Raw genomic sequence first — 22,761 nt, 5'->3', positions numbered from 1 at the left:
CTTGCTCCCCCATCGTTCCGCGCGCCGCCGGCCGCGCGTTGCCTACGCGTGCGACGTCGCTTGACTCTCCGCGCGGCGCGCCTCGCCCCCGGCGGTCCCCGCGCCCGCCGACGGGCCCGATCGCTCCAGGGCGGCCCTGCGCCACTGCCCGGGCGGCGTCCCGTACGCGGCGAGGAAGGCACGGCTGAACGCCGACGGGCTGTGCAGGCCCCACCTGGCGGCGATCGCCTGCACCGTCGACCCGCGCAGCGCGGGGTCCTCCAGGTCCGCCCGGCAGCGCTCCAGGCGGCGGTGGTGGATCGTGGCGGCGACGCTCCGCTCCCGCTGCCGGAAGAGCGTGTGGAGCGTGCGTACGGAGATGTGGTGCCGGGCGGCGACGGCCGAGGGGGTCAGCTCGGGGTCGGCCAGGTTGGCGTCGATGAAGGCGTCGACGCGGGCCAGCAGCATCCGGGTGCGGGCCTCCGGCGGCGCGTACGCGTGCGCGTCGAGCCGGTCCGCGAGGAAGGCGACGGCCAGCTCCCACACGGCCGGGCCCAGCCGCTCCCGCTGCTGGTCCGTCATGCCCGGCGCCTCGGCCACCAGGTGCCGCAGGAACCGCGCGAGGACCGCCGCGGTGCCCCGGTGCGTCGGGGTGGAGGTCGCCAGGAGCCGGTCCGTCGTGGAGTCGAGGAAGGGCAGCTCCGTCCTCGGCAGGTGCACCATCACGGCGCGCGAGCAGCCGTTGTCCGCCCTCTTCAGCCCGCGCCCGTCGAAGGGGCGCGAGGTGTTCCACACTCCCAGGTCACCGGCGCCGAGCCGGGCCTCGCCGCGGGCCTGGGTGATCCACATGTCGCCGCCCGTGTTGAGCGCCAGCTCGTACACGTCGGGGTCGGACCGCCTGATGAGCGCGGGCGTCCGCTCGGACCTGATGGGAGGGAAGGACAGCGTGGTCACCTGGACGCGCCCCAGCCCGATGGCGCCCGCGGTCGCGACGAAGTCGTCGGTGTCCTCGCTGGTGATCCGGGTGGGTGCGACATCCTGGGTGATCAGGTCGCACCACCAGTCGAATCGCTGCTCGGGCGGTACGCAACTGCTGTGGAGCGCCGAGAAGCTCACTGGTCCTCCCCCTGAGAGACAGCACCCACCACACGCGCTGCCCTCCAGTCTCATCGGACCCCCGGCGGGCACAACGCGGCGCACGGACAAAGGCAGAACGCTTCCGGCACCCGAGCGGACCGGGCCGCGGGCGCGGTGCGGCGGACCGGTCCCGCCGTCTTCCTCACGGGCCCCGCGGTGCCATGGTCACAGGGTGAGCAGCCGCCCGAGCACCACCGCCGCCGTCCCCACGGTGAGCACCGTCCCCAGCGCGAGGAACAGCCGGTCGACCACCGTCGAGTCCCAGCCCTCGATCACGAAGCGGTGCGGGGCCTTCGGGTCGTAGCGGACGGTGACGTACGCCCCCACGCCGAACCGGCCGCCGACGGTCCCGCGGCCGAACCGGGACGCGTACGCGCAGGCCGTCCCGTCCCGGGTGGTCCAGGCCGCGACCGGGTGGTGGAACCGGGCGCCTTCCTCGCCCCGCCGGATCTCGTGCCGGACGATCCGGGCGCGGGCGGTCACACCCACGCGGCCGAGCACCCGGGCGCGGCGCAGGCCGTGGGCGCCGAAGCCGAGGAAGGCCGTGCCGATCACGAAGGGGACGAGGGAGAAGAGCCAAGCGCGTTCCATGGGGGAGGCGACGCGTGCGCGGGGGGTGCCGGTTGCGCGAAAGGGCAGGCGGGAGCCCCGGACGGCACATCCGGGCCGTCCCGGCCCCGGGCCGCGGCGCCGGGCTCAGGCGTCGGCGTCCACCAGGCGGCGCTCCGGGGCCGCGGCCGGGGCGCCGGCGCGCTCGGACTCGTCCTGCACGAGCAGGGAGAGCAGTGAGGCCACGGAGAGCCCGGCTTCGGCGGGGTGGCGCAGCACCTTGTCCGGATCGATGCGGTAGGTGTTCGTACGCCCCTCGCGGGTGTGCGACAGGTACCCGTCCTGCTCCAGGTCGGAGATGATCCGCGACACGGCCCGCTCGGTGAGCCGGCAGTGGGCGGCGATCTCGCGGATGCGGATGTTCGGGTTGTCGGCGATGGCTGCCAGCACGCGCGCGTGACTGGTGATGAACGTCCATCCGGTGTGGGACTCAGGTACTCCGGCCATGCCCGGCATTTTAGGGGACGGTGGTTGCCGGAAGTCTGTTACATGACATACTTTTCCGGTAACCGACGACGTGCTCCCGTGCGGGAGCACCACAGAAGGAGCCCGAAGGTGCCCTGGGACAAGGACGCCCTGCAGACGCTGACGAGCACCACCAGCGGGTCACCGGTGCCCGGCCGGGCCGCGGGGCACTCCCCGTACGGTCCGGGGGTGCGGCAGTACGCGTGCGGTGAGGCGTGGGTCGTCGCCGCGGACGGCGAGTACGACATGGGCTCGATCACACCGCTGCGGGAGGCGCTGGAGACCGCGGCGCGGCAGTACCGGAAGGTCGTCCTGGACGCCTCCGCCGTCACCTTCGCCGACTCGACGTTCCTGAACGTCCTGCTCCAGGCCCACCGGACGGGCACGCTGCGCGTCGTCGCACCGTCGCCCCAGGTACGGCGCCTCTGCGAGATCACCGGCGTCGACAGCGTCCTGGACATCCGGCGGACGGTCGAGGAGGCGGCGGCGTCCTGACGCCCCCGGCGCCGGACCGACGCCCCACGCCCCCGGGCGGCCTCGCGATGGGGGCCCGCGAGCGCCCTCGCGGTGACGGGGGCCACGAGCGCCCTCGGCCACGGGGCCCACGCCCCCCCCCGGCGGCGCGTCCCGCGAGCGCCCTTCAAAACACCTTCGAGTGCCCTGAAGTAACGCGGGTATTCCCGTGACGCATGTCACTCCCCGAGGGACGGCCGTGGATGCTGAGCGAGCCCTTGTCCCGTCCCGCCCCTTTGGCCCCAGGGAGCACTCCAGGGCACGGATTCGAAGGCAGATGTCGACCGAATCCGTTCGATGACGAGGCGTCAACTCCCTTACGCAACGTGGTCGATGCACGGAATCACACAGTCCGCGCGACCTCACCGAGATGATGCGAAGGCGCATCGATGAATGCGCCTTTCATTCATGTGGCATGGAACGGCAACCGCTGTTCGATTCCGCATGCCCAGGGGAGGGATCGCACGTGAAGCGTGCTCACCGCATGCTGTCGCTCGCGGCGGCAGGATTCGCAACGACACTGGCCTGTGCGGGTACGGCGGTCGCGGGCACGGGCCCGACGCCCGCGCCGGACCAGCGGCCTCCCGTGTCGACCGTGCCGTCCGAGACGGGGAACCCGCTGACGGCGCGTGCGCAGGCCGCCGGTGTGTGCTCGGACGCCTACCAGATCGGCACCACCTCCTACGCCTACCGGGGCACCGAGAAGATCGCTTCCGTCAAGCAGTTCTACTCGCCCGCGTGCAAGGAGAACTACGGCTACGTGTGGGTGTGGAAGTCCTTCCTGGACAAGGACATCACCTTCGACCTCCAGGTCGGTGTCTGGTCCTACGACCGCGAGTCACTGATCGGCGTCCGCCACGAATTCGACACGCACCAGCAGGAGTTCTGGGGCAACGGCGCGGACACCGTCAACGACTGCACCTCCGGTGACGGCGCGCTGACCATCGCCGGCGAGCAGGGCACCTACGCCGCCAGGACGTCCAAGCGCTGCTGACCCGTCCCCGGCACGGGCCCACCGCACGCCGGTGCCACGGCCGGGGCCGCGGCCGGGGCCGGGGCCCGCAAGGTGCTCGGAGATCAGACGGAGATCCAGGCAGAGGTCCAGCCAGAGACCCCGGCAGAGATCCAGGCAGAGATCCGGCCGGAGACCCTGGCGGAGATCCAGCCAGAGACCCCGGCGGAGATCCAGGCAGGGACCCAGCCGAGACCCCGGCAGAGGTCCAGCCGGAGACCCGGGCGCGGTCCGCCAGGAACGCGGCCCGGGGCGGCCACCCACCGGCTGCCCCCCGCCGAACCCCGGTCATCGCGGCCGGCCATGAGAGTCCGAACGATCCAAGGAGAGTCCCTCGTGCACTTCGTCATGCCCAAGAACAGGCGCATCGGACGCCGCAGACGCTCCGCCACCACCGCCGCGGTCGCCGCGGGAGCGGGCGCCGCCCTGCTGGCCGTCTTACTGCCCGCCCAGGCGTCGGCGTCACCCGGCGCCGGGAAGCGGCCCGTGCCGCCGCAACCGGCCTCCCCGGTGGGGCAGACCAGGGCACCGGCCAGCACTCCCATCGGAGTACCGGGTGAGGACCGGGAGCTGGTGACGGCGGGCATACTGCAGTCCACCTTCCAGGGCCTCGGCATCGGTCAGGTCCCCTGGTCCGAGTTCTACAAGGCGGCGCTGTCGGACAGCGTCGGCGCCCAGGTCAACTACGGCAACGGCAACCTGCTGGTCAGCGTGCACGCCTTCGACATCGCCGACGCGGGGCCCGGCCTGTCCCTGGGCCACGCGTACAACGGTCTGAACACCGGCTGGAAGGCCACCACCGGCAGCGACCACCTGATCCACGAGCCCAACAGCAGCTCGGTCTACGTGCAGGGGCCCTCCGGCACGATCGCCGTGTTCGAGCGCGACGGCTCGAAGTTCACCCCCGCCCCCGGCTACAAGCAGGACCTGACCGAGTCCTCGGACAAGAAGTCCTTCACGCTCACCTCGCGCAAGAACGGGCAGAAGACGACGTTCTCGAGGTCCGGCACGACCGGGGACGCCCGGGTGAGCAAGGTCGAGGACAGGAACGGCAACGCCACCACCGTCACCTACTCCGGCGCCTTCACCGCGAAGGTCACCGCCGCCTCCGGGCGCACCCTGACCTTCGACAACGACGGCAAGAAGATCACCAAGGTCACCGACAACACGGGGCGGTCCGCGTCCTACACGTGGTCCGGTGACGACCTGGAGAAGTTCACCGACACCGACGGCAGGACGACCGCCTTCGACTACGACGCCTCGCACCGCATGACCAAGGTGGTCACGGCGGAAGGCCGCGAGACCCGCTTCACCTGGGACACCAACCGGCTGGCCTCGATCACCCGGGTCGTCGACAGGACGGCCGGCACCGGCGCCACCACCGCCTTCCGCTACATCCTGCCGCAGCCCGGCAGCGAGGCCGAGGGCGTCGTCCGCATCACCGACCCGCGGGGCAAGCACACCCAGAAGACGGTCGACTCCCGCTGGCGCGTCACCAAGACCACCGACCCCCTCGGCCGGGAACGCTCCAGGACGTGGGGGCCGGACAACAACGTCACCAGTGCCGTCGACGGCATGGGCGTGGGCTCGACCCCGGGCAACACCGTCAAGTTCGACTACGACGACGCCTTCAACCCCAAGACCGCCACCCAGCCCACCGGCGCCCAGTCCACGATGGCCTGGACCCAGAAGAGCGGCGGCCACTACCCCGAGACCCTCACCTCCGCCAGCAGCGAGAAGGTCACCAACGGGTACGACACCTCGGGCAACATGACCTCGCAGACGGACACCACCAGCGGCTCCGACGGCGCCAAGTGGACGTACGACCACAACCCGAGGTCCGGCGCCATGGACTGCGGCGGCCTGCCCGGCCAGCGGTGCTCGGCCACCGACCCCGAGGGCAACAAGACGTCCTTCACCCACGACTCCAAGGGCAACCTGACCAAGGTCGACCGGCCCTCCGCGCAGGGCGATCTGACGTACACCTACGACGCCCTGGGCCGCACCGAGACGGTCACCGACGGCCGGGGCGTCAAGACGGTCCACACCTACGACAAGCGCGACCGGCTCAAGACCCGTACCAGCGACGGTACGACGGCGACCTTCACCTATGACGCCGACGGGAACATCAAGACCCGCACCACCCCCGCCGGCACCAGCAGCTACACCTATGACGAGCAGAACCGTGAGCGCACCCGCACCCTGCCGGCGGGCGGCGGCAGTTGGGTCACCTACGACGCCTCCGGCAACGTGAAGACCGCTGCCGACGCCGGCGGCACCCTCACCTACGACTACAACGACGCCAACCAGCTCACCGCCCTCACGCAGCCCGGCGGCGCCAGGACCACCTACGACTACGACAAGAACGGCGACCGCACCACCACCACCTACCCCGGCGGCACGGTCCAGAAGACGGACTACGACAAGTCCAGCCGCACCCAGAAGATCGAAGTCAAGAACGGTTCGACCGTCCTGTCCACGATCACCTACGACTACGACAAGTCCGGCAAGGACAGCGACAAGATCTACCGGCGGACCACCGACGGCGCCGCCCTCGCCTACACCTACGACACCAAGGGCCGTCTGACCAAGGCGGTGGAGACCAAGAACGGTTCGACCACCGCGGGCTGGGCCTACTGCTACGACAAGGCGGGCAACATCACGGGCCGCTCCACCGGAACCAGCCTGCCCGGCTGTGACAACGCCCAGTCGGTCCGCGAGTACAACAACGCCAACGAACTGACCTCGCTCGGCGGCAACAGCGGCTTCACCTACGACGGCGACGGCAACGAGACCTCCGCCGCCTCCCCCACCGGCACCCGCTCGGACGCCCGGTGGACCCCCTTCACCCAGGTGTCCGACCTGACGGCCTCCGGCACGGCCTCGGCCTACACGTACGCCGGCACGGACCACAACGACCGCCTCACCCGCGGCGGTTCGACCTTCACCAACGCCGCCATCGGCATGACGCGGGAGAACACCACCGGTTTCGTCCGCGAACCCACGGGCACCTTGACAGCCATGACGACCGGCGGAGCGAGCCAGTACTACCTCACCGACGTCCAGGGCAGCGTCATCGGCCTCGTCGACGCCGGCGGCAAGCGCACCGCCACCTACAGCTACGGGCCCTACGGCGAGGCCCGCACCACCACCGGCACCAACCAGCCCTACCGCTACACCGGCACCTACCTCGACCCGAGCGGGCTGTACAAGATGGGCGCCCGCTACTACGACCCGCAACTGGGCCGGTTCACCCAACCCGACCCGTCCGGCCGGGAGAGCAACCTGTACGCCTACGCGGCCGGCGACCCCGTCAACCGCGTCGACCCCAGCGGCCTCGACTTCCTCGGCCTGGACAAGAAGCAATGGGGCAACGCCCTGGGCGTCGCCGGCACCGTGGTCGGCGCGGCCGCGCTGCTCCCCGTCGGCGGTGTCGGCGTAGCCGTCGGCGCGTCGGCGCTGAGCACCGGCCTCGGTGTCGCCGGAGGAGCGCTGGAGGGGGATTCCGCCGGCCAGATCGCGGCGACGGGCATCCTGAGCGCGGCCAGCGGCGGCACCGGCGTGGCCATGAAGGCCGCGGGCGTCGGCGGCAAGGCCGCCGCCGCCACCGACATCGGCTACGAGGTGGGCAGCTACGTCGGGGGAGCCGCGATCGGCGGCTGGGACTGGACCTGAGCACCTGCTGACGAGAAAGGGCTATTCCCGTGGAGCACCTCTACTTGGCCGCCAAGGGCGACGGCAGCTTCTGGCCCACCGGCGTCATCATGATCATCGTCATCATCGCCATCAGCGGATCGGTCTGGATGTGGCGGGAGCGCAAGCTCAAGAAGGACAAGTAGAAACCCTGCCCTGACCACGCGAGGGGGGCCTCACCGTCCGCAGACGGCGAGGCCCTCCCCCCCCATCGGCAGACGCCCGGGCCGGGCGGGCCCCCGTGCGGAAGACCGGGTGCGCCGTGCCCGTGTCCAGATCTCAACATCCTCGGTCTCCGCGAAGAAGACCGTTTCAAGCGCCTTCCTGTCACGGGCGTGAAGCGTCGCCCACATGGCGCCAGCCTCTACAACAACGGCAGCCACAACCCCCGCAGCCGTCAAGAAGGTGTCAGGCTCGTACCACTCCCCGCCATCCACATGGCCAACGAGCGAAGCAGGCCCTTCCCGTCCCCACCACATGGCCTCGTGCCACCGTCTATGCAAGGCAGATCGGCCAGGTCCGCAGGCGCGGCGTTCCTGGATCGGCAGGACGAGGCTTGCAGGTCAGTCACGAAGGCCCTGCCGGTACGCGGCCCAAGTTCGGGCAGCCGCCAGGTTCCTCGCCGTCCACGGATCAGGGTCGCTCCCGGCGATCTCCTCCCAGAGGTGCGCCGTGGCCCTGGAGAAGGCGTCAACTCCAGGCGAAGGCGCAGTACGCCACACGGGAATGCTGCCCGCCCAGAGCTCGGCGCCTCGGGGGTCATGACCCCCGGCAGCAATCAGCCAGACGACCCAATAGGCAGCATCCAACCAAGCCGCTCCGCGCGACGCCCAAGCCCAGTCAACGAGATAGGCCCGGGAATCTGTCACGATCACGTTTTCATTGTTCAGGTCCGTATGGACCAAAGACGCCCCTGAGAAGTAGTTCACATCGCCTGGGTCTGTCACATAGGCTTTCAGCCGCTCTTCGACGAGCTTGAGCCCTTCGACAGGACACGAGACATCTGCCAACCGACTCAACAGGTTGGCGACCCGCGGAAGGTCGCAGGACCCGGGCGAGTAGTCCGCGTGATGCCCGTTCAGCGATTCGAAGCACAGGAGTACCCAACCTGAGTCGACGAGCTGCCAGAGCAGCGCGGGGGCAATGCCGCTCAGGAAAGGGTTCACATCTGCTTCGCGCTGCTGTGTCCATACCCGCTTGTGGTCGGCAGGCAGCCCCTTGATGAAACACGTGTCCCCGGTCGATGTGTGGACGAGTGCGGCAATCTCGCTGTTGAAGCCGCTGCTTACGGTTTCGGTCCTAGTGATCGGTCCTGTGCGGCGTTCGACAGCAGCACGCACGGCCTGAGGGAGGTCACCGAATGTGATCCGCGTTGTCACGGTCCCAGAGTCTCACGCATGAGCCCGCGCGGGCTTGCGACGCGTCAACGCCGCGGAGCCCGCGCGGTGTTAGTTGATACCTACCGATACGGGTTGTCGTCGTTGCAGCCCGATGCGCTGTCCTCGGCAAGGGCCTCGATGTCGTCCACCAGGACGACGCCTTCAGGCTCCGGTGAGGCCGCCGCCGGGGGCGGGGTGATCTCCACGGGTATGGCCATCATCTGTCTCCTCCTTGAATCCGTGTCGGCAGTAACTCTGAAGTGGCGCTCTCGCCTCTTGGCGAGCCTTCGCGACGGGTCGGCACACCGCGCACCGTTGTGAGAGTGCACAGCCGCTACAGCCGCCGACGCGAAGCATTTGAGCATCTGCGACGGCAGGCAGACGCAGAAGGCCGTCCAGGCCCTCACTCATCAGCGGGATGGGGTTCTCACGGCCCACTTTGCACATGGTTGCGAATCCGTGCGGGTCGACGTGGAAGAAGGTATGACCAGCCGGGCAGCCTGTGAACACGGAGGACTTGTTCAGGAAGCCCGGTGCTTGAGCGGCAAGCGGCTCAGGGTTGCCGTCGTAGGTCGGGGAGATGCTCGCATACTCGCTGTGCCCCGTTCCGAACTCCGCCGCTATCGACCGCATAGCTGCCAGCTCATGCGCGTTATGCTTCGTGATGATCAGCGCAAGCTCGACAGGCACCCTGTTTTCTTTGGTTGCCGTTAGCCCTTTCATCAGCAGCTTGAACGCGCCCGGCCTGCGAGTCAGAGAGTCGAAGCTCTCGGCGGTGGCACCGTAGAGGGACACCGTGATCTTGTGCGGCGGCATCGAAGTAAGCAGCTCGATGATCTCAGGCCGGTGCAGCCGGGAGCCGTTCGTTAGAACCTCGATCAGCATCCCGCACCCGTATGCCAGGCGGTAGGCGTGGACGAAGTCTCCGTCGATGGTGGGCTCTCCGCCTGTGATCTGTAGCCACAGAATCCCTGCATCGCGCAGAAGGTGAAGGAGTCGTTCCTTCTCCTCTCGCGGCAGGCCCGCGAATTGGCGGCTTGCAAGGTAGCAGTGCTCACAGTTGAAGTTGCAGCCCTTGTTGATCTCCCAGGTTGCGCGGCTGTAGTTGAGTCGGGTGACGGGACGGACCAGCACGGTTTCCAGCGCCGGGCCGCCTCCCAGGGAAAGCCCCCACGCCTGGGCGGCGGCATCAAGTAGCCACCGCGGTGCCGGCTGGCCGCCTTCGACCGCTTCGGCTAGGTCGTCGTACATCGCGCGGGGAATCTGCATCCCCCCGCGTGCACCAGGACGCACAACCACGTACTTGTCCTGCTGTGGACTCGCAATGATCTGGTGCATGTGCCCTCCATATCCTGAGTGCTGACGCGCACCGCACCTTCTTGCCGTTGGGGCCCCGGCTGACGTCCCGTCGTTACGCATCAGCCGGGGCCTGCCCGCTCCGTTGCCCGAGCGGAGCGGGCGGGAAGCTCTCCCCCGCCTGGGTCTGGGGCGGCCCTGATGGAGAGCTGGGCTGGTTATTGGCTTGTTGCTCTACTCGTGCTCTGGCACTCGCACGACTCGGAGCGGCATCGTCTTTTCGCCTTTGTGATACCGCCTCGCCTGTGCCGAGCTAATACACGGCCAAGGCCGCGTCCACGGGCTTTCCGGCAGCGTTCCATTCGCCGCTATGCAGTTGGCTCCGCGTGGTGCCGGTATAGGCCGCGAAGGCTTGCGTAGACGTTTCAGGAGCTGTGCCAATCTCCGCCGCAGCCCAGCCGCCATAAGTCACCACCGCGAGCTGTGGGAAGATATCGGACGCAGGACAGGCGATTGTCCGGTTACGTACAGGTGAAACCCGGCCAGCGCTTGAAGCTGACGAACCTCGTAATCTGTTGGCGGCCGCAGCTTCATCCGGGGTGTCTTCCACCGCATCCCGGATGGCCGCGACAGCGTAACCATTATTGGGTCTGCAAGAGACGCTATGTAGCCCGGCAGACCTCTCCCTTTGTCGAAGACAGCCATGTCGGGGCGCAGCATGATGTCAGCCATATCCGGCTCCCTCACTGCTGCCCAGAGCAGGAGCAACGGCATAAAGCCACTGGCCCCCATATCCATAACAGGTACATGGCCGACATCGGCCAGGCGCAGACGAAACAACTGCGCTTCTGCACTCTCTTCGTTTTCCACCATGTTCCCAGCCGCTTGCTGATGTGCCTCAACTGAGGACCGCTCCGTGATTCATGGGTACGTTTCTGGCTGGCGGAGCCCCGGCCCCCGTACCGGGGCCCCGCGGATGGCCCGTAGGTCATGACGGGCTTAGTGAGCCCCGCCCTCTGCGCGTGGTCCTCCGGGGGAGATCCAGGCAGGAGCACAGCAGAGAGCGGAGCCCGGCCGCCCGGGTGCACCCCACCGTCGGGGCACAGCCGGGCGGGGATCAGTGATGTGCCGGCGCAGGCACGCCGTGCTGATGAAGCGGCGCCCTCATCCCTCGCTCAGCGGCGGAAAGCGCCCGTTCGATCCGTTGCTTCTGGCAGGCGAGAGTGAACTCTCCGAGTTCGTATCGGTGAAGCCATTGGAGGATCCACCCCTTCGGAGGCGTGGCCACCGCTATATCCGTCTCGCCAGGGAGAACGGTCCCCGCGTGGACGACGACGATGAGTTCCGCAGGCTTGTCCTGGCCGTCGTTCGCGGGGGTCTGGTCGATGAGGACCGCGTCCGAGACCTGCCGCGACAGACCGGTGAACTCCTTCGAGCACCGAACCGCGGCGTCAGCGATGGACTCCTCTTGTCCCACTACGCCGCCGGGAAGGTGCCAGCCCATCGAGTCGACGTGTCGGGCGACTAGGAAGCGGCCGTGTCGGTCGTGAAGCAGGAGATCGACCAGCAGGATTGTGCGTGCCGGACTGCTGTCCGTGGACATGTCTTCTCCGTGTTCGATGGGGGTCAGGGGCGGAGGTAGGCAAGGACGAGGAGCGCCAGGCCGCCGACGATGTAGCAGGCACCAACGACCGCGACGCAGCCGCGGGGTTCGGAGCTGTGTGAGCGCGTCATCAGGTCTGCCCCCACAGCTCGAAGGCGCTGAGGTCGATCCGTTCGGCCACGGCCAGGTCGCTGACCGAGACAGCGGGGCTCAGGTTCCTGCGCTCGGCGTCCCATGCCAGCCCGTCACGGGACCGGAGCTGAACGAACGGCCCCTCTGCGTCCACGACTCTGCCCACTGATCCCTTGGCCGCGTCGTAGACCATCTGTCCTTGCCGCGGGTTCACAGGAGGCTCCTGAGGCCGGTCTCAACCGTCTTCAAGACCTCTGGCGTCGGAGGGGTGTAGGTGCGAGGGACCCATAGTGGGGCCTGACCCCAGAACCCGCCCGCCCTTATCAGGTCCTCCAACATGCCCAGGTCGGTCGCGAAACCATCAGGCGGTCGGCCGGGATGCGCGGGCCGCGAGTCACGGCCAGTCGGTTCCATGCGTCAACTCCTCGCGTGATGCGCCTTGTTGTTGCGACTAGGGAACCGCTCAGGGCAATACGGGGGTACCGTCTGAGGGGGTGTCAAAGGGTGTCACTTTCAGTACCGCGCTCGGCTGAGGGATGAGGGCAAGCATGAAGACGCCAAATGGGCAGTTGGCCGACTGGTTGGCGCGAAGCGGTCTGAGCAACAAGGAGTTGGCTCGCCGCATCAGGAAGGTTGCCGAGACACGACGACAGGCCCACGTACGCCCTACCGCCACAACCGTTCGGCGCTGGCTCGCAGGCTACGAACCACGGCGGCCGGCACCGGAAATCCTCGCCGACGTGGTCTCTGCTGAGCTTGGTTACCGAGTGACGACCTACGACCTCGGGCTCGGAGAGGAGCAAGTCTCTGAACGCTCACTCCGCTACTGCCGGTCGTTCGCGGCTACCGTGGAAGTAGTTGCCGACTTGGGGAGAGCAGACGTGGACCGCAGGCACTTCATGGCAGCAGCACCGTTTGCCGCCGTCGCAGGCGTAGGGCCGTCACGCGACTGGCTACTGAGCACCCTTGATCAGGAACCACAGTCGCGGCACGCCGTGCGTCTTGAGGACGTTGACGCGGTGAAGAAGATGTTCGCCGAGTTTCAGCGGATGGACGTGCTACAGGGAGGAGGCTCCGGCCGCCTCATCTTGGCTGAGTACATGACTCAGCATGTGTTGCCGCTGCTTCGTCGGACCAACGCCGAGCCAGTGCGCCGCGCCCTGTGCGAGGCCGCAGCGGAGCAGACGTATCTTCTTGGGTGGATGGCGTACGACAGCGGTGAACAGGGCGCTGCGCAGCGGTACCTGATTCAGTCGCTGCGTCTGGCAGAGGAGTCGAAGAACACTGCTCTAGGCGCGCACGTCCTCGCAGGTATGGCCGACCAAGCTACGCTGCTCGGCAACCCAGAGGAAGGCCGCAGCCTGGCACAAGCGGGCCGTGCAGGCCTAGGCAAGAAGGCGTCCCCCGCATGCCTGGCTGACCTCTGGGCTTTGGAGGCCAGGGCCCTCGCCAAACTTGGTGCCAAGGCAGAGGCAGCTCACGCGGTCGTGCAGTCGGAGGCGGCATTCGAGCGGGTGCGGGTCGAGGAAGAGCAGGAGTGGGCCACCTTCATTGATCCGGCCTACCTGCACGGCGAGCACGCCAACACCTTCCGAGACCTGGGCATGCCGAAAGAGGCCAAGCTTCACGCCCGGAAGTCGATCGCGCACGCCCGCGAGCAGGAGCGAGCCCGCCGCGGTGCCATGTCCCACGCGGCACTAGCAGCATCCCACTTGCAGAGGGACAACCTCGAAGCGGCGTACTCCGCAGGTCTCCGCACGCTGAAGCTGTCGAAGCAAGTGAAGAGTTCCCGATGCGTTGAAGCCGTCCAGGATCTACAACGCCGAATGAACCGCTTCGGCAATCACCGGCTCGTGGTCGACTTCAAGGACCGTGCGCGGGAGCTTGTCACCGCTGCCTAACGATGCGCGGGAGGGGGCTCCGACCACCACGCGTCACAGGCCCCTCAGGCAGCCTCGTACTCATGCGGACGGCCCCGCGCCACTCGACCCATCGGGGGTCGTCCAGCAGGCTCTCAGCGTCCGGCAGGGCGGCCCGGCGCAGGAACTCGATCACGTCCGCATTGTGTGCGAGGCCCAGGATCTGACCGCGGACCGTCACCCGTCGCCCGCCGGACGGCGACGGGCGATGCACGACTATCGGCGCGTCCATACGACCACCATGCGGCACGGGCGGCCGACTCGCGACAGCGCCGACGCCTCATCGGCCGCCACAGGATCGCCACACACCACCGAGAAACACTCAGAAACAGTCACTAAGAGTGAGGAAGCCGGGACGGACCTTGACGGACGAGGAAGGGCCCCTGACCAGGCGTTTTACCTGTTCAGGGGCCCTACCTCACGTAACCGACAGACGAGTCGGGCTGTACGCCGGGTTCTGTTCCCCGGGCGCCTCGCGGCGGTCGGGGCGACGGCCATCCATCTAGGGCCGGCATTGCTGCCGGCCTCGTGCGGTCTACCCGCGGACTCGGGCGGGCAGCCCTCGGTCGTCCGCGCAGAGACACCGGGGTGTCCCCTCTTGACCTTGCTCCAGGTGGGGTTTACCTAGCCGCCTGAGTCACCTCAGGCGCTGGTGGTCTCTTACACCACCGTTTCACCCTTACCGAGGATCGAGATCCCCGGCGGTCTGCTTTCTGTGGCACTGTCCCGCGGGTCACCCCGGGTGGCCGTTAGCCACCACCTTGCCCTGTGGAGCCCGGACGTTCCTCGGGGAGGTCCACCAGGGCCTCCACGCGGCCGTCCGCCCGGCTCGTCTGCCGTGCCGACCATGGTACCCGCCGCGCCGGGCCCCCTCGCCCGGAGGCCGCCGTGGCCAGGAACGAGCCCGCCAGGATCAGCGTGAAGGCCGCCCAGAACGACGCGGTGAGGTGTTCGGAGAGGAACGCCATGCCCGCGAGCGCCGCCACCGCCGGGTTGATGTACGTGAAGACCACCGCGCGCGTCGGGCCCGCCTCGTGGATGAGTTCCAGGAAGACCACGAAGGCCAGCGCCGTGCAGATGACGCCCAGGCCCGCCAGCGCCGCGAGGGTCTTGCCGTCGGGGACCTCGGCGGGCCACGTCGCCGCCGCCGCGGGGGCGTACACCAGCGCCGCCAGCGTCAGGCACGGGGCGATGAGCTGGAGCGTGGGCACCTTCTTGAGGTGGCGGGCCACGATCAGCGGGGCGGTGGCGTAGCCGAGGGCAGTGATCAGGACCTCGGTGAGCGACCAGGCGTCGCCGCCCGTCAGGTGCGGCACGGTCAGCACCGCGACCCCCGCGAAGCCGAGGGCGAGGCCGGTGAGGCGGCGCCCGCCGAGGCGTTCGGTGTCGCCGAAGAAGCGGGCGAGGACGGCGCCGATGATCGGGACCGCGGCGATCAGCAGGCCCGCCGTCGAGCTCGACAGGTGGCGTTCGGCGTCGGTCAGGGTGTACCAGGGGCCGAGGATCTCGACGCAGGCGAAGGCCAGCATGGGGCGCCAGTGCGTCCGCAGGACACCCCCCATTCCGCCCTGGCGCAGCGCGAACGGCAGCAGCAGCACCGCCCCCAGCGCACAGCGCGTGAACACCACCATCGACGGCGACAGGTCGCTGTCGACCGCCACTTTGATCATCAGGTACGGGATGCCCCACAGGACACCCATGAGCGAGAACAGGAACCAGCCTCGTGCCGTCATGCCCGCAGTGTGGGCCCGGTCAGGGGGCGGTGTCTTGAACGCTGTTGCGCCCCTCGGGAACGCTGTTGCGCCCCTCGGGGGCGGGCCCGCCGGGGTGCACGCTGGTGCGGTACGCCGCCGGGGTCACCCCCGTCACCCGGCGGAACCACCGCGTCAGATGCGCCTGGTCGGCGAAGCCCACCAGGCCCGCGACCTCCGCGGGCCTGCGCCCCGCCTCCAGGAGGCCGCGGGCCCGCGCCACGCGGTGCTGGGCCAGCCAGGCGTAGGGCGGCATCCCCATCGTCGTACGGAAGGCGCGCAGCAACTGGTACCGGGACAGGCCCGTCTCGGCGGCCAGCTCGGCGAGGGTGGGCGGGGTGCGCAGGTCCGCCGCGAGCCGGTCGCGCACCGCGAGGGCGATACCGGCCGCGCCCGGGACCGCGTCCGGGGCCGGGCGCGCGCTGCCGTGGCGGCGGGCGAGGGTGCTGAGCAGCCAGGCGAGGCGCGACTCGGCGGTGAGGGCGGCCAGGGGGTCGGCCGCCGCGTCCCCGCTCAGCGCGGTGTGCGCCGCGTACAGGGCCGACGCCAGTTCCCTGTCGTCCACCACCGCCTCCCTGAAGTGCGGCAGGCCGCGGGTGGCCTCGGCGAGCAGCCGGGGCGCCGGGTAGATCGCGCGGTACGCGTAGCCGTCCTCGCCCGGCGCGGGGCGGCCGGTGTGGGTCTCCCCGGGGGCGAGGACGACGACAGCGCCGGCGCCTATGTCCAGGCGCCCGCCCCGGTAGTCGATGATCTCCCTGCCCGCCACGCAGACCCCGACCGTGAACTCGTCGTGGCAGTGCGGGGCGTAGCGGTGCCGGTCGAAGCGGGCGGTGAGCAGGTCGAGCGTCGCGCCGCCGCCGAGCGGGGCCCGGGTCCACACCGCGCGTTCACCACCCGCGCCCGCACCCGCCCTCGCGCGTGCGCCCCCCGCCCTCGCGCGTGCGCCCCCTTCGCCGTTCATCCCCGGTCCCCCTTCACCGTGGCCAGGCGGTACGCCGTCCATGGCCGGAGGCGCGATCGTACGAGATGGGGGCGGGCCAGGCGCACAGAGCCGCGAAGGCGGGCCGGGGGGCCTCGCGGGCCGCCCCGGTCCCGCCCCTTCCCCGGAACCAGGGGGCCGCGCCCCCCGGAACCCGCGGCAGCGGGCGGAGGCGGATGGGAGCCGGACCGCCCCAGGTCGTCGCGCTTGACCTTGCCGCGGCGTCAACGTTTCTACTGAAGGGCATGCGCATCGGAGAGATCGCGGCCGCCGTCGGCCTGACCACGCGGGCCATCCGCCACTACCACCACCTCGGGCTGCTGGCCGAGCCCGTACGGCTGCCCAACGGGTACCGCTCGTACGGGCTCCGCGAGGCCATCGCGCTGGCCCGGATCAAGCGGCTGACCGAGCTGGGGCTCGGGCTCGACGAGGTGCGGGACGTGCTCGCGGACGACGCCGGGCGGGAGCTGACCGAGGTGCTCGCGGAGCTGGACGAGGACCTGGCGCGGCAGGAGGCGGCCATCAGGGAGCGCCGGGCCCGGCTGGCCGAGCTGCTGCGGCTGTCCCGGGAGGGGCTGCTGCCCGACGACGGTCCGGTCTCGCCGGGGCTCGCCGAACTGTTCGCGCGGCTGTGGCCGGCCGACTCCGCGAGCGCCGCCAAGGACCTGGAACACCTCGCCCTGTTCGACACCGTGGCCGACGACGGCGTTCGCGAGCGCCTCTACGAGGTGCTGCGGCAGCTCGCCGACGACCAGGACCTCACCGCCCGGCTGCACCAGGCGTACGCGCGGCTCGACGCACTGGCCGACGCCCCGGTGGACGACCCCCGGGTGGAGCCGCTCGGCCAGGAACTCGCCGACCTCGTACCACAAGACATCCTGGCGGTCCTCGTACACGGGGGCGAGGACCGCCAGGATCCACAGGGGCGCACCGCCCCGAGCACCGCCTTCGGCGACGCGTTCCTCGACGACTTCTCGCCCGCGCAGGCGGCGGCCGTACGGCACATGCTCCGGCAGCTCACCGGGAAGGCGGGGTGGTCGGTGTGACACGGGACGGGGTGCGCCTGCTGCGGCGGCTCACGGGCTGCGAGCTGCGGGGGTTCCGGAGCCTCGGGCTGTGGGTGGCGCGGCGGCGCCACGGCGTCGGCGACGGCGGCCACGCGGCGGCGTACACCGGACCGCAGACCGCGACGCTGCTCGCCTTCACCTTCCTCTCCGTCGTCGAGACGGTCGTGCTCGCGCTCGTCCTCCCCTGGCCGCTGGTGCACGGCGCGCTGCTGTTCGTGGACGTGTACACGGTGGTGCAGTGCCTCGCGCTGCACGCCGCGTGCGTCACGCGGCCCCACGTCGTGGCCCCGGACGGGTCGCTGCGGGTGCGCTACGGGCACCTGCTCGACGTACGCGTCCCCGCCTCGGCCGTCGCCCACGCACGCGTGGACCGCCGCTTCCCCGAGGGCCGCGCGATCCGGATCGACGACGACGGCACGCTCGACGTCGCCGTCGGCAACCAGACGACCGTCACCGTCGAGCTCACCCACCCGGTGGAGTTCGTACGACCGCTGGGGCGCCGGGCGTGCGCGCGCGTGGTACGGCTGCACGCCGACGATCCGCGGGGTGTGGTCGAGGCGCTGCGGCGGCCGCGGGCGGAGGCGTTCGCGGCCTGAGCGGGACGCCGACGCGGGCGCCCCTCGCGCGGGGACACGTCACACGGGGGCTCGTTATGCAGGTACTCGTTATGCGGGGGCTCGTTATGCGGGGGCTCGTTATGCGGGGGCGAACAGGACCGTCGCCTCGGTGGGGTCCGCCCGGGTGAGGCGGACCCGGAGGTGCTCGCCCAGCGGGAGTGGGTCCGCGGTGGACTCGACGCGGGCGACGACCGCGGGGGCGGTCAACTGGACGGTGCCGATGGCTGGTCGGCGCTCGTGCACGTCGACCACGACCGCGTCGAAGACCTCGCCGACGCGGTCCTGGAGCAGCGCGGCCTCGACGAGGTCCACGCAGGCGCGCTCCACGGTGTTGGCGCGGCGCGCGCCCTCCGCCATCTCCCCGGGCAGCTCCGGCAGCGCCGCGAGCACCCACTCCGGCGGCGCGGTGTCCGCGCACGCGGCCAGGCACAGCTCCCCCGCGTACCGGTCGACGAGGCGGCGCAGCGGCGCGGTGCAGTGCGCGTACGGCGCGGCCACGGCGGCGTGGGTCACCGGGCCGGGGACCCGGCCGCCGCTGAAGACCGTGTACCCGGCGCCGCGCAGGAGCGTCGTGCACTCCTGGAGGAACGCGGCGTGGTGCGGCCTGCGCGGGTCGAGGGAGCGGACGAGTGTGGCGTACGGCAGGTGGCGCGGCCAGTCGACGCGCAGGGCCCGCGCGGTGCGGCGCAGGCGGCCGACCGCGCCGTCGGGGGCGGTGGGCAGCGTCCGCAGCACGCCCGTGCCGGAGTCGAGCATGATCCGCGCGGCGGCCATGCCGGTGAGCAGGGAGAGCTGGGCGTTCCAGCCGTCGGCGGGCAGGGGCGCGCGGTAGGCGAGCTCGTACGCCCCGCCGTCGGGGCTGCGGACGATCTCCTGCTCGGGCACGTCGAGGGAGATGCCGCCGCGCTCGGCCTCCAGCCGCTCGCGCAGTCGCCCGACCTCCGCGAGCAGCGCGAGGGGCTCCTCGGCGGTGCCCGTGTCGACGGCCCGCTGCACGCCGTCGTAGTCGAGCTTGGCGCGGCTGCGGACCAGGGCGCGGCGCACGTCGGCGGACTCGGTACGGCCGTCCGCGTCCAGGTCGACCGTCCACAGGAGCGCGGGGCGGGTCCGGCCGGGCAGCAGGCTGGCCGCGCCCTCGCTGATCGCGGCGGGGTGCAGCGGGACCTTCTCGTCGGGGAAGTACAGGGTGGTGACGCGGCGGTGGGCCTCCGCGTCCAGCGGGCCGTGCGGGGTGACGTACGCCGCCACGTCCGCGATCGCGTACCGCACGCGGTAGCCGCCGCCCGCCCGCCGCGACAGGTGCGCCGCCTGGTCGAGGTCGACGGAGGCCGGCGGGTCGACCGTGAAGAAGGGGATGTCGGTCGCGTCCGCCCCCGGCAGGCGCGGGGCCGCCACGGCCCGCTCGGCCGCCGCGAGCACCGCGTCCGGGAACGCCTCCGGCACCCCGAGCCGCGCCCGCAGCTCACGCAGCGCGCCCCGCAACGGGGCCTCGGCCGCGCCGGACACACGAAGACGACGCCGTGGCATGCCACCGAGCGTAGGCCCACCCCCGCAACGCGGCACCCGCACACCACCCCGCCAAGCACCCCGCCCCCCCGGCCCCCGGCCCCCGGCTGGAGCATTCAGCCCGTCCGGCGTTTGAGGACGAGCGCGCCAGCGCGATGCGGTGACGGACGCCCCACTCGGCACAGGAGTCTCCAGCCCGCCCCGGCAGGGGCACCCAGCCCGTCCGGCGCTTGAGGACGAGCGCGCCAGCGCGATGCGGTAACAGAAACCCACCCAGCGCTCAGCAGACAACGGCGAGGAGTACCCAGCCCGTCCGGCGTTTGAGGACGAGCGCGCCGGCGCGATGCGGTGACGGACGCCCCACCCGGGGCAGGACCATCGGCGGAAGGGGCCCCCGGGGCCGCGCCCCGGTACCCCGTACGCTGTCGCCGGGGCCGAGCCCCACCCGCACCACCGTAAGGAGAAACCGTGCTCGTCCTGCTGCCACCGTCCGAGGGCAAGGCCGACTCCGGGCGCGGAGCACCGCTCGAGCTCGCGTCGCTGTCGCTGCCGGGGCTGGCCGAGGCCCGCGCCGCCGTGCTCGACGAGCTCGTCGACCTGTGCGCCGCCGACGAGGAGAAGGCGCGGGAGGTCCTCGGCCTCAGCGAGGGGCTGCGCGGCGAGGTCGCCAAGAACGCCGCGCTGCGTACCGCCGGGGCCCGCCCGGCCGGGGAGATCTACACCGGCGTCCTGTACGACGCGCTCGACCTGGCCTCGCTCGACGCCGCGGCGAAGCGGCGGGCGGGGCGCTCGCTGCTCGTCTTCTCCGGGCTGTGGGGCGCGGTCTCCGTCGCCGACCGCATCCCGTCCTACCGCTGCTCGATGGGCGTGAAGCTGCCGGGCCTCGGCGCCCTGGCCGCGCACTGGCGCGGCCCGATGGCCTCCGTGCTGCCCGAGGCCGCCGGGGACGGTCTCGTCCTGGACCTGCGGTCGGCGGCGTACGCGGCCGCGTGGAAGCCGAAGGGGGAGGTCGCGGGGCGGACGGCGACGGTGCGGGTGCTGCACGCGCGGATGGTGGACGGCGTGGAGAAGCGCTCCGTCGTCTCCCACTTCAACAAGGCCACCAAGGGCCGCCTGGTGCGGTCCCTGCTGACCGCCGGCGCGGCCCCGGCGTCCCCCGCCGAGCTGGTGGAGGCCCTGCGGGACCTCGGCCACACGGTGGAGGCCGGGCCCCCGTCGAGGCCGGGGCGCCCCTGGGCCCTGGACGTGGTGGTCCGGGAGATCCACTAGACCGGTACGGCCCGGGCGGGCGGACGCCTGTTGCAGGCGGCGCAACGGCCTTTGCGGAGGGTGGTGGCCGGAGGGCACCATGCCTGCATGAACTCCCCCGTCGCCGCCGCCAAGGGCTCCGCCCTGGACCTGGCCCCCGTCATCCCCGTCGTCGTCGTGGACACGGCCCACACCGCCGTACCGCTCGCGCGCGCGCTCGTCGCGGGCGGCCTGACCGCCATCGAGGTCACGCTGCGGACCCCCGCCGCGCTGGACGCGATCCGGGCGATCGCCGCCGAGGTCCCGGAGGCCGTGGTGGGCGCGGGCACCGTCACCTCGGCCGGCCACGTCGAGGACGCGGTGGACGCGGGGGCGCGGTTCCTGGTCAGCCCCGGCTGGACGGAGTCGGTCCTGGGCGCGATGAAGGACTCGGGTGTGCCGTTCCTGCCGGGCGTCTCGACGGCGTCGGAGGTGCTGGCGCTGCTGGAGCACGGCGTACGGGACATGAAGTTCTTCCCCGCGGAGGCGGCGGGCGGCATCGCGTACCTGAAGTCGCTCGCGGGCCCGCTGCCCGCGGCCCGCTTCTGCCCGACGGGCGGCATCACGGCCGCGTCCGCCCCCTCGTACCTGCGACTGCCCAACGTCGCCTGTGTGGGCGGCAGTTGGATGCTGCCCGCCGAGGCGGTCGGCGCCGCCGACTGGGCCCGCGTCGAGTCCTTGGCCCGCGAGGCGGCGGCCCTCGGCTGAGGGGCCCTGCCTGCGGGGCCCCCGGCGGTCAGCGCAGGTGGCCGGTGTCGTTCAGGAGCCGCACGCTCGCGTTGCCGTCCGCGTAGTACGCCACCGCCGACAGCGACGCCGCCGCGAGTTCCATCCGGAACAGGGACTCGGGCGGCGCGCCGAGCGCGAGGCGTACGAGGGTCTTGACCGGCGTGACATGCGTGACCAGGAGGACCGTACGGCCCGCGTACGCGGCGAGCAGCTTGTCGCGCGCGGCCGAGACGCGGCTGGTGACCTCGGCGAAGGACTCGCCGCCCGGCGGGGCGACGTGCGGCGAGGCGAGCCAGGCCGTCAGCTCGTCGGGGTGGCGCTCGCGCACCTCGGCGAAGGTCAGGCCCTCCCAGGCGCCGAAGTCGGTCTCGCGCAGGCCCGGTTCGAGGTGGACGTCGAGGCCGAGCCGGGCGGCGACGGTGCGGGCGGTCTCCTGGCAGCGCAGCAGCGGCGAGGAGACGACGGCCTGCACGGTGCCGCGCGCGGCGAGCGCGGCGGCGACGCGGACGGCCTGCTCGCGGCCGATGTCCGACAGGGAGGGGTCGCTCCCGCCGCTGCCGGAGAACCGCTTCTCGGGCGTCAGCGGGGTCTCGCCGTGCCGGAGCAGGACGAAGGTGGCGGGGGCGCCGAGGTCGGCGGGCGCGGCCCAGCCCACGGGCGGCGCCCCGGTGGCCACAGCACGCCCGGGCGTACCTGGCACGCCGGGCGTCCCCTGCGCCCCGGGCACTCCGGAGGCCCCGGAACCGGACATCCCGGATGCCCCGGGCACCCCGGCCACCCTGGAGGCCCCGGACCCGGACGCCCCGGATGCGGACGCCCCGGATGCGGACGCCCCGGACTCGGGTGTCACAGCCCCGGACGTCACGGAGCCGGGCGTCACGGGCGGCCGGGAGGTCCCGAGCCCGGACGTCCCGAGCGCTGACGTCCCGAGCCCGCGCACGCCGGTCCCGGTCCCGGCCCCGGTCCCGCCGGGACCCGCCGCGTCCAGCTCGCCCGCCAGGGCGGTCGCGCCCGCGCCGGACACCCCGGGCCCGTTGCCCGTGAAGCCACCGCTGCCGCCGGGCGTGGTGCCGCCCGCCGCGACCGAC

The 22,761-nt window shown here is 71.3% G+C and carries 20 protein-coding genes, 1 other RNA gene and 2 pseudogenes; 9 read left to right on the top strand and 14 right to left on the bottom strand.

Annotation, left to right across the window (positions count from 1 at the left end; all coding sequences use genetic code 11):
• Positions 1-42: 42 nt before the first annotated feature.
• The 3 genes from IE330_RS14400 to IE330_RS14390 form a co-directional block, all read right to left on the bottom strand.
• On the bottom strand, positions 43-1,095 hold the full coding sequence (locus IE330_RS14400; protein ID WP_190136376.1) for an AraC-like ligand-binding domain-containing protein: 1,053 nt from the start codon (positions 1,093-1,095) through the stop codon (positions 43-45).
• Between the two features lie 186 nt (positions 1,096-1,281).
• Positions 1,282-1,707 carry a DUF3592 domain-containing protein gene (locus tag IE330_RS14395; RefSeq protein WP_190136375.1) on the bottom strand — a complete coding sequence of 142 codons (426 nt, stop codon included), beginning with the start codon at positions 1,705-1,707 and terminating at the stop codon, positions 1,282-1,284.
• 105 nt (positions 1,708-1,812) lie between these two features.
• Positions 1,813-2,172, bottom strand: coding sequence for a helix-turn-helix transcriptional regulator (locus IE330_RS14390; RefSeq protein WP_190136374.1), 360 nt, complete (start codon positions 2,170-2,172; stop codon positions 1,813-1,815).
• Between the two features lie 108 nt (positions 2,173-2,280).
• Here IE330_RS14390 and IE330_RS14385 point away from each other — a divergent pair, with 108 nt between their 5' ends.
• From IE330_RS14385 to IE330_RS39670, 4 genes are all read left to right on the top strand, one after another.
• Positions 2,281-2,685 (top strand): STAS domain-containing protein, encoded by a 405-nt coding sequence (locus tag IE330_RS14385; protein WP_229925637.1) that lies wholly within the window; start codon positions 2,281-2,283, stop codon positions 2,683-2,685.
• 613 nt (positions 2,686-3,298) lie between these two features.
• Positions 3,299-3,697 carry a hypothetical protein gene (locus tag IE330_RS14380; protein ID WP_229925636.1) on the top strand — a complete coding sequence of 133 codons (399 nt, stop codon included), beginning with the start codon at positions 3,299-3,301 and terminating at the stop codon, positions 3,695-3,697.
• Between the two features lie 354 nt (positions 3,698-4,051).
• Positions 4,052-7,390: an RHS repeat-associated core domain-containing protein gene (locus IE330_RS14375; RefSeq protein WP_229925635.1), complete on the top strand. Its 3,339-nt coding sequence runs from the start codon at positions 4,052-4,054 to the stop codon at positions 7,388-7,390.
• A 29-nt stretch (positions 7,391-7,419) separates the two neighbouring features.
• Positions 7,420-7,554, top strand: a complete 135-nt coding sequence (locus IE330_RS39670; protein ID WP_268257291.1) for a hypothetical protein — start codon at positions 7,420-7,422, stop codon at positions 7,552-7,554.
• A 417-nt stretch (positions 7,555-7,971) separates the two neighbouring features.
• Here IE330_RS39670 and IE330_RS14370 read toward each other — a convergent pair whose 3' ends face one another.
• The 5 genes from IE330_RS14370 to IE330_RS14350 form a co-directional block, all read right to left on the bottom strand.
• Complete coding sequence (locus tag IE330_RS14370) at positions 7,972-8,787, bottom strand: BUD32 family EKC/KEOPS complex subunit (RefSeq protein WP_190136371.1); 816 nt, start codon at positions 8,785-8,787, stop codon at positions 7,972-7,974.
• Positions 8,788-8,949: 162 nt separating this feature from the next.
• Positions 8,950-10,125, bottom strand: coding sequence for a radical SAM protein (locus IE330_RS14365; protein ID WP_190136370.1), 1,176 nt, complete (start codon positions 10,123-10,125; stop codon positions 8,950-8,952).
• A 426-nt stretch (positions 10,126-10,551) separates the two neighbouring features.
• Positions 10,552-10,956 (bottom strand): hypothetical protein, encoded by a 405-nt coding sequence (locus IE330_RS14360; RefSeq protein ID WP_190136369.1) that lies wholly within the window; start codon positions 10,954-10,956, stop codon positions 10,552-10,554.
• Positions 10,957-11,200: 244 nt separating this feature from the next.
• Positions 11,201-11,686 (bottom strand): NUDIX domain-containing protein, encoded by a 486-nt coding sequence (locus tag IE330_RS14355; RefSeq protein ID WP_190136368.1) that lies wholly within the window; start codon positions 11,684-11,686, stop codon positions 11,201-11,203.
• A gap of 130 nt (positions 11,687-11,816) precedes the next feature.
• Complete coding sequence (locus tag IE330_RS14350; protein WP_190136367.1) at positions 11,817-12,032, bottom strand: H/ACA ribonucleoprotein complex subunit GAR1/NAF1; 216 nt, start codon at positions 12,030-12,032, stop codon at positions 11,817-11,819.
• 334 nt (positions 12,033-12,366) lie between these two features.
• Here IE330_RS14350 and IE330_RS14345 point away from each other — a divergent pair, with 334 nt between their 5' ends.
• Positions 12,367-13,719: an NsdA family TPR-like regulatory protein gene (locus IE330_RS14345; RefSeq protein WP_190136366.1), complete on the top strand. Its 1,353-nt coding sequence runs from the start codon at positions 12,367-12,369 to the stop codon at positions 13,717-13,719.
• Between the two features lie 44 nt (positions 13,720-13,763).
• Here IE330_RS14345 and IE330_RS38940 read toward each other — a convergent pair.
• The 4 genes and pseudogenes from IE330_RS38940 to IE330_RS14325 form a co-directional block, all read right to left on the bottom strand.
• A pseudogene (locus IE330_RS38940) lies at positions 13,764-13,969 on the bottom strand (hypothetical protein).
• 198 nt (positions 13,970-14,167) lie between these two features.
• An RNA gene (gene rnpB / locus IE330_RS14340) (RNase P RNA component class A) lies at positions 14,168-14,569 on the bottom strand.
• Positions 14,570-14,687: 118 nt separating this feature from the next.
• Positions 14,688-15,470 (bottom strand): annotated as a pseudogene (locus tag IE330_RS40040) (DMT family transporter); the annotation flags it as partial.
• Between the two features lie 19 nt (positions 15,471-15,489).
• Complete coding sequence (locus IE330_RS14325) at positions 15,490-16,449, bottom strand: AraC family transcriptional regulator (RefSeq protein WP_190136364.1); 960 nt, start codon at positions 16,447-16,449, stop codon at positions 15,490-15,492.
• A 263-nt stretch (positions 16,450-16,712) separates the two neighbouring features.
• Here IE330_RS14325 and IE330_RS14320 point away from each other — a divergent pair, with 263 nt between their 5' ends.
• Together IE330_RS14320 and IE330_RS14315 are read left to right on the top strand one after the other, a co-directional pair.
• A complete protein-coding gene (locus IE330_RS14320) occupies positions 16,713-17,513 on the top strand; it encodes a MerR family transcriptional regulator (RefSeq protein ID WP_190136363.1) in 801 nt (266 codons plus the stop codon).
• A complete protein-coding gene (locus IE330_RS14315; protein ID WP_308439008.1) occupies positions 17,510-18,130 on the top strand; it encodes a hypothetical protein in 621 nt (206 codons plus the stop codon). Before IE330_RS14320 ends, IE330_RS14315 begins: the two co-directional genes overlap by 4 nt.
• A 99-nt stretch (positions 18,131-18,229) precedes the next feature.
• Here IE330_RS14315 and IE330_RS14310 read toward each other — a convergent pair whose 3' ends face one another.
• Entirely contained in the window at positions 18,230-19,678 is a 1,449-nt protein-coding gene (locus IE330_RS14310) for an RNB domain-containing ribonuclease (protein WP_190136362.1), read from the bottom strand.
• A gap of 447 nt (positions 19,679-20,125) precedes the next feature.
• Between IE330_RS14310 and yaaA the strand changes: the two genes are divergently transcribed.
• Positions 20,126-20,926 carry a peroxide stress protein YaaA gene (yaaA, locus tag IE330_RS14305; protein WP_190136361.1) on the top strand — a complete coding sequence of 267 codons (801 nt, stop codon included), beginning with the start codon at positions 20,126-20,128 and terminating at the stop codon, positions 20,924-20,926.
• Between the two features lie 87 nt (positions 20,927-21,013).
• The gene (gene eda / locus IE330_RS14300) at positions 21,014-21,652 is read left to right on the top strand and encodes a bifunctional 4-hydroxy-2-oxoglutarate aldolase/2-dehydro-3-deoxy-phosphogluconate aldolase (RefSeq protein ID WP_190136360.1); all 639 of its coding nucleotides are present in this window, start codon (positions 21,014-21,016) and stop codon (positions 21,650-21,652) included.
• Between the two features lie 28 nt (positions 21,653-21,680).
• Here eda and IE330_RS14295 read toward each other — a convergent pair.
• The coding region (locus IE330_RS14295) for a histidine phosphatase family protein (protein WP_373314648.1) at positions 21,681-22,761 on the bottom strand (1,081 nt) is incomplete at its 5' end.

It is taken from the genome of Streptomyces longispororuber (assembly GCF_014656095.1).
In the GTDB taxonomy this organism is placed as follows: Bacteria; Actinomycetota; Actinomycetes; order Streptomycetales; family Streptomycetaceae; genus Streptomyces; species Streptomyces longispororuber.
The sequence above is the reverse complement of the archived record's forward strand: the minus strand, read 5'-3'. Positions and strand labels throughout refer to the sequence as shown.

Bases quoted from the DNA above. Each gene is read 5' to 3' on its own strand.
- IE330_RS14395 (WP_190136375.1), bottom strand. From the start codon at position 1,707: ATGGAACGCGCTTGGCTCTTCTCCCTCGTCCCCTTCGTGATCGGCACG.
- IE330_RS14390 (WP_190136374.1), bottom strand. From the start codon at position 2,172: ATGGCCGGAGTACCTGAGTCCCACACCGGATGGACGTTCATCACCAGT.
- IE330_RS14365 (WP_190136370.1), bottom strand. From the start codon at position 10,125: ATGCACCAGATCATTGCGAGTCCACAGCAGGACAAGTACGTGGTTGTG.
- IE330_RS14360 (WP_190136369.1), bottom strand. From the start codon at position 10,956: ATGGTGGAAAACGAAGAGAGTGCAGAAGCGCAGTTGTTTCGTCTGCGC.
- IE330_RS14355 (WP_190136368.1), bottom strand. From the start codon at position 11,686: ATGTCCACGGACAGCAGTCCGGCACGCACAATCCTGCTGGTCGATCTC.
- IE330_RS14345 (WP_190136366.1), top strand. From the start codon at position 12,367: ATGAAGACGCCAAATGGGCAGTTGGCCGACTGGTTGGCGCGAAGCGGT.
- IE330_RS14325 (WP_190136364.1), bottom strand. From the start codon at position 16,449: ATGAACGGCGAAGGGGGCGCACGCGCGAGGGCGGGGGGCGCACGCGCG.
- IE330_RS14320 (WP_190136363.1), top strand. From the start codon at position 16,713: ATGCGCATCGGAGAGATCGCGGCCGCCGTCGGCCTGACCACGCGGGCC.
- IE330_RS14310 (WP_190136362.1), bottom strand. From the start codon at position 19,678: ATGCCACGGCGTCGTCTTCGTGTGTCCGGCGCGGCCGAGGCCCCGTTG.
- eda (WP_190136360.1), top strand. From the start codon at position 21,014: ATGAACTCCCCCGTCGCCGCCGCCAAGGGCTCCGCCCTGGACCTGGCC.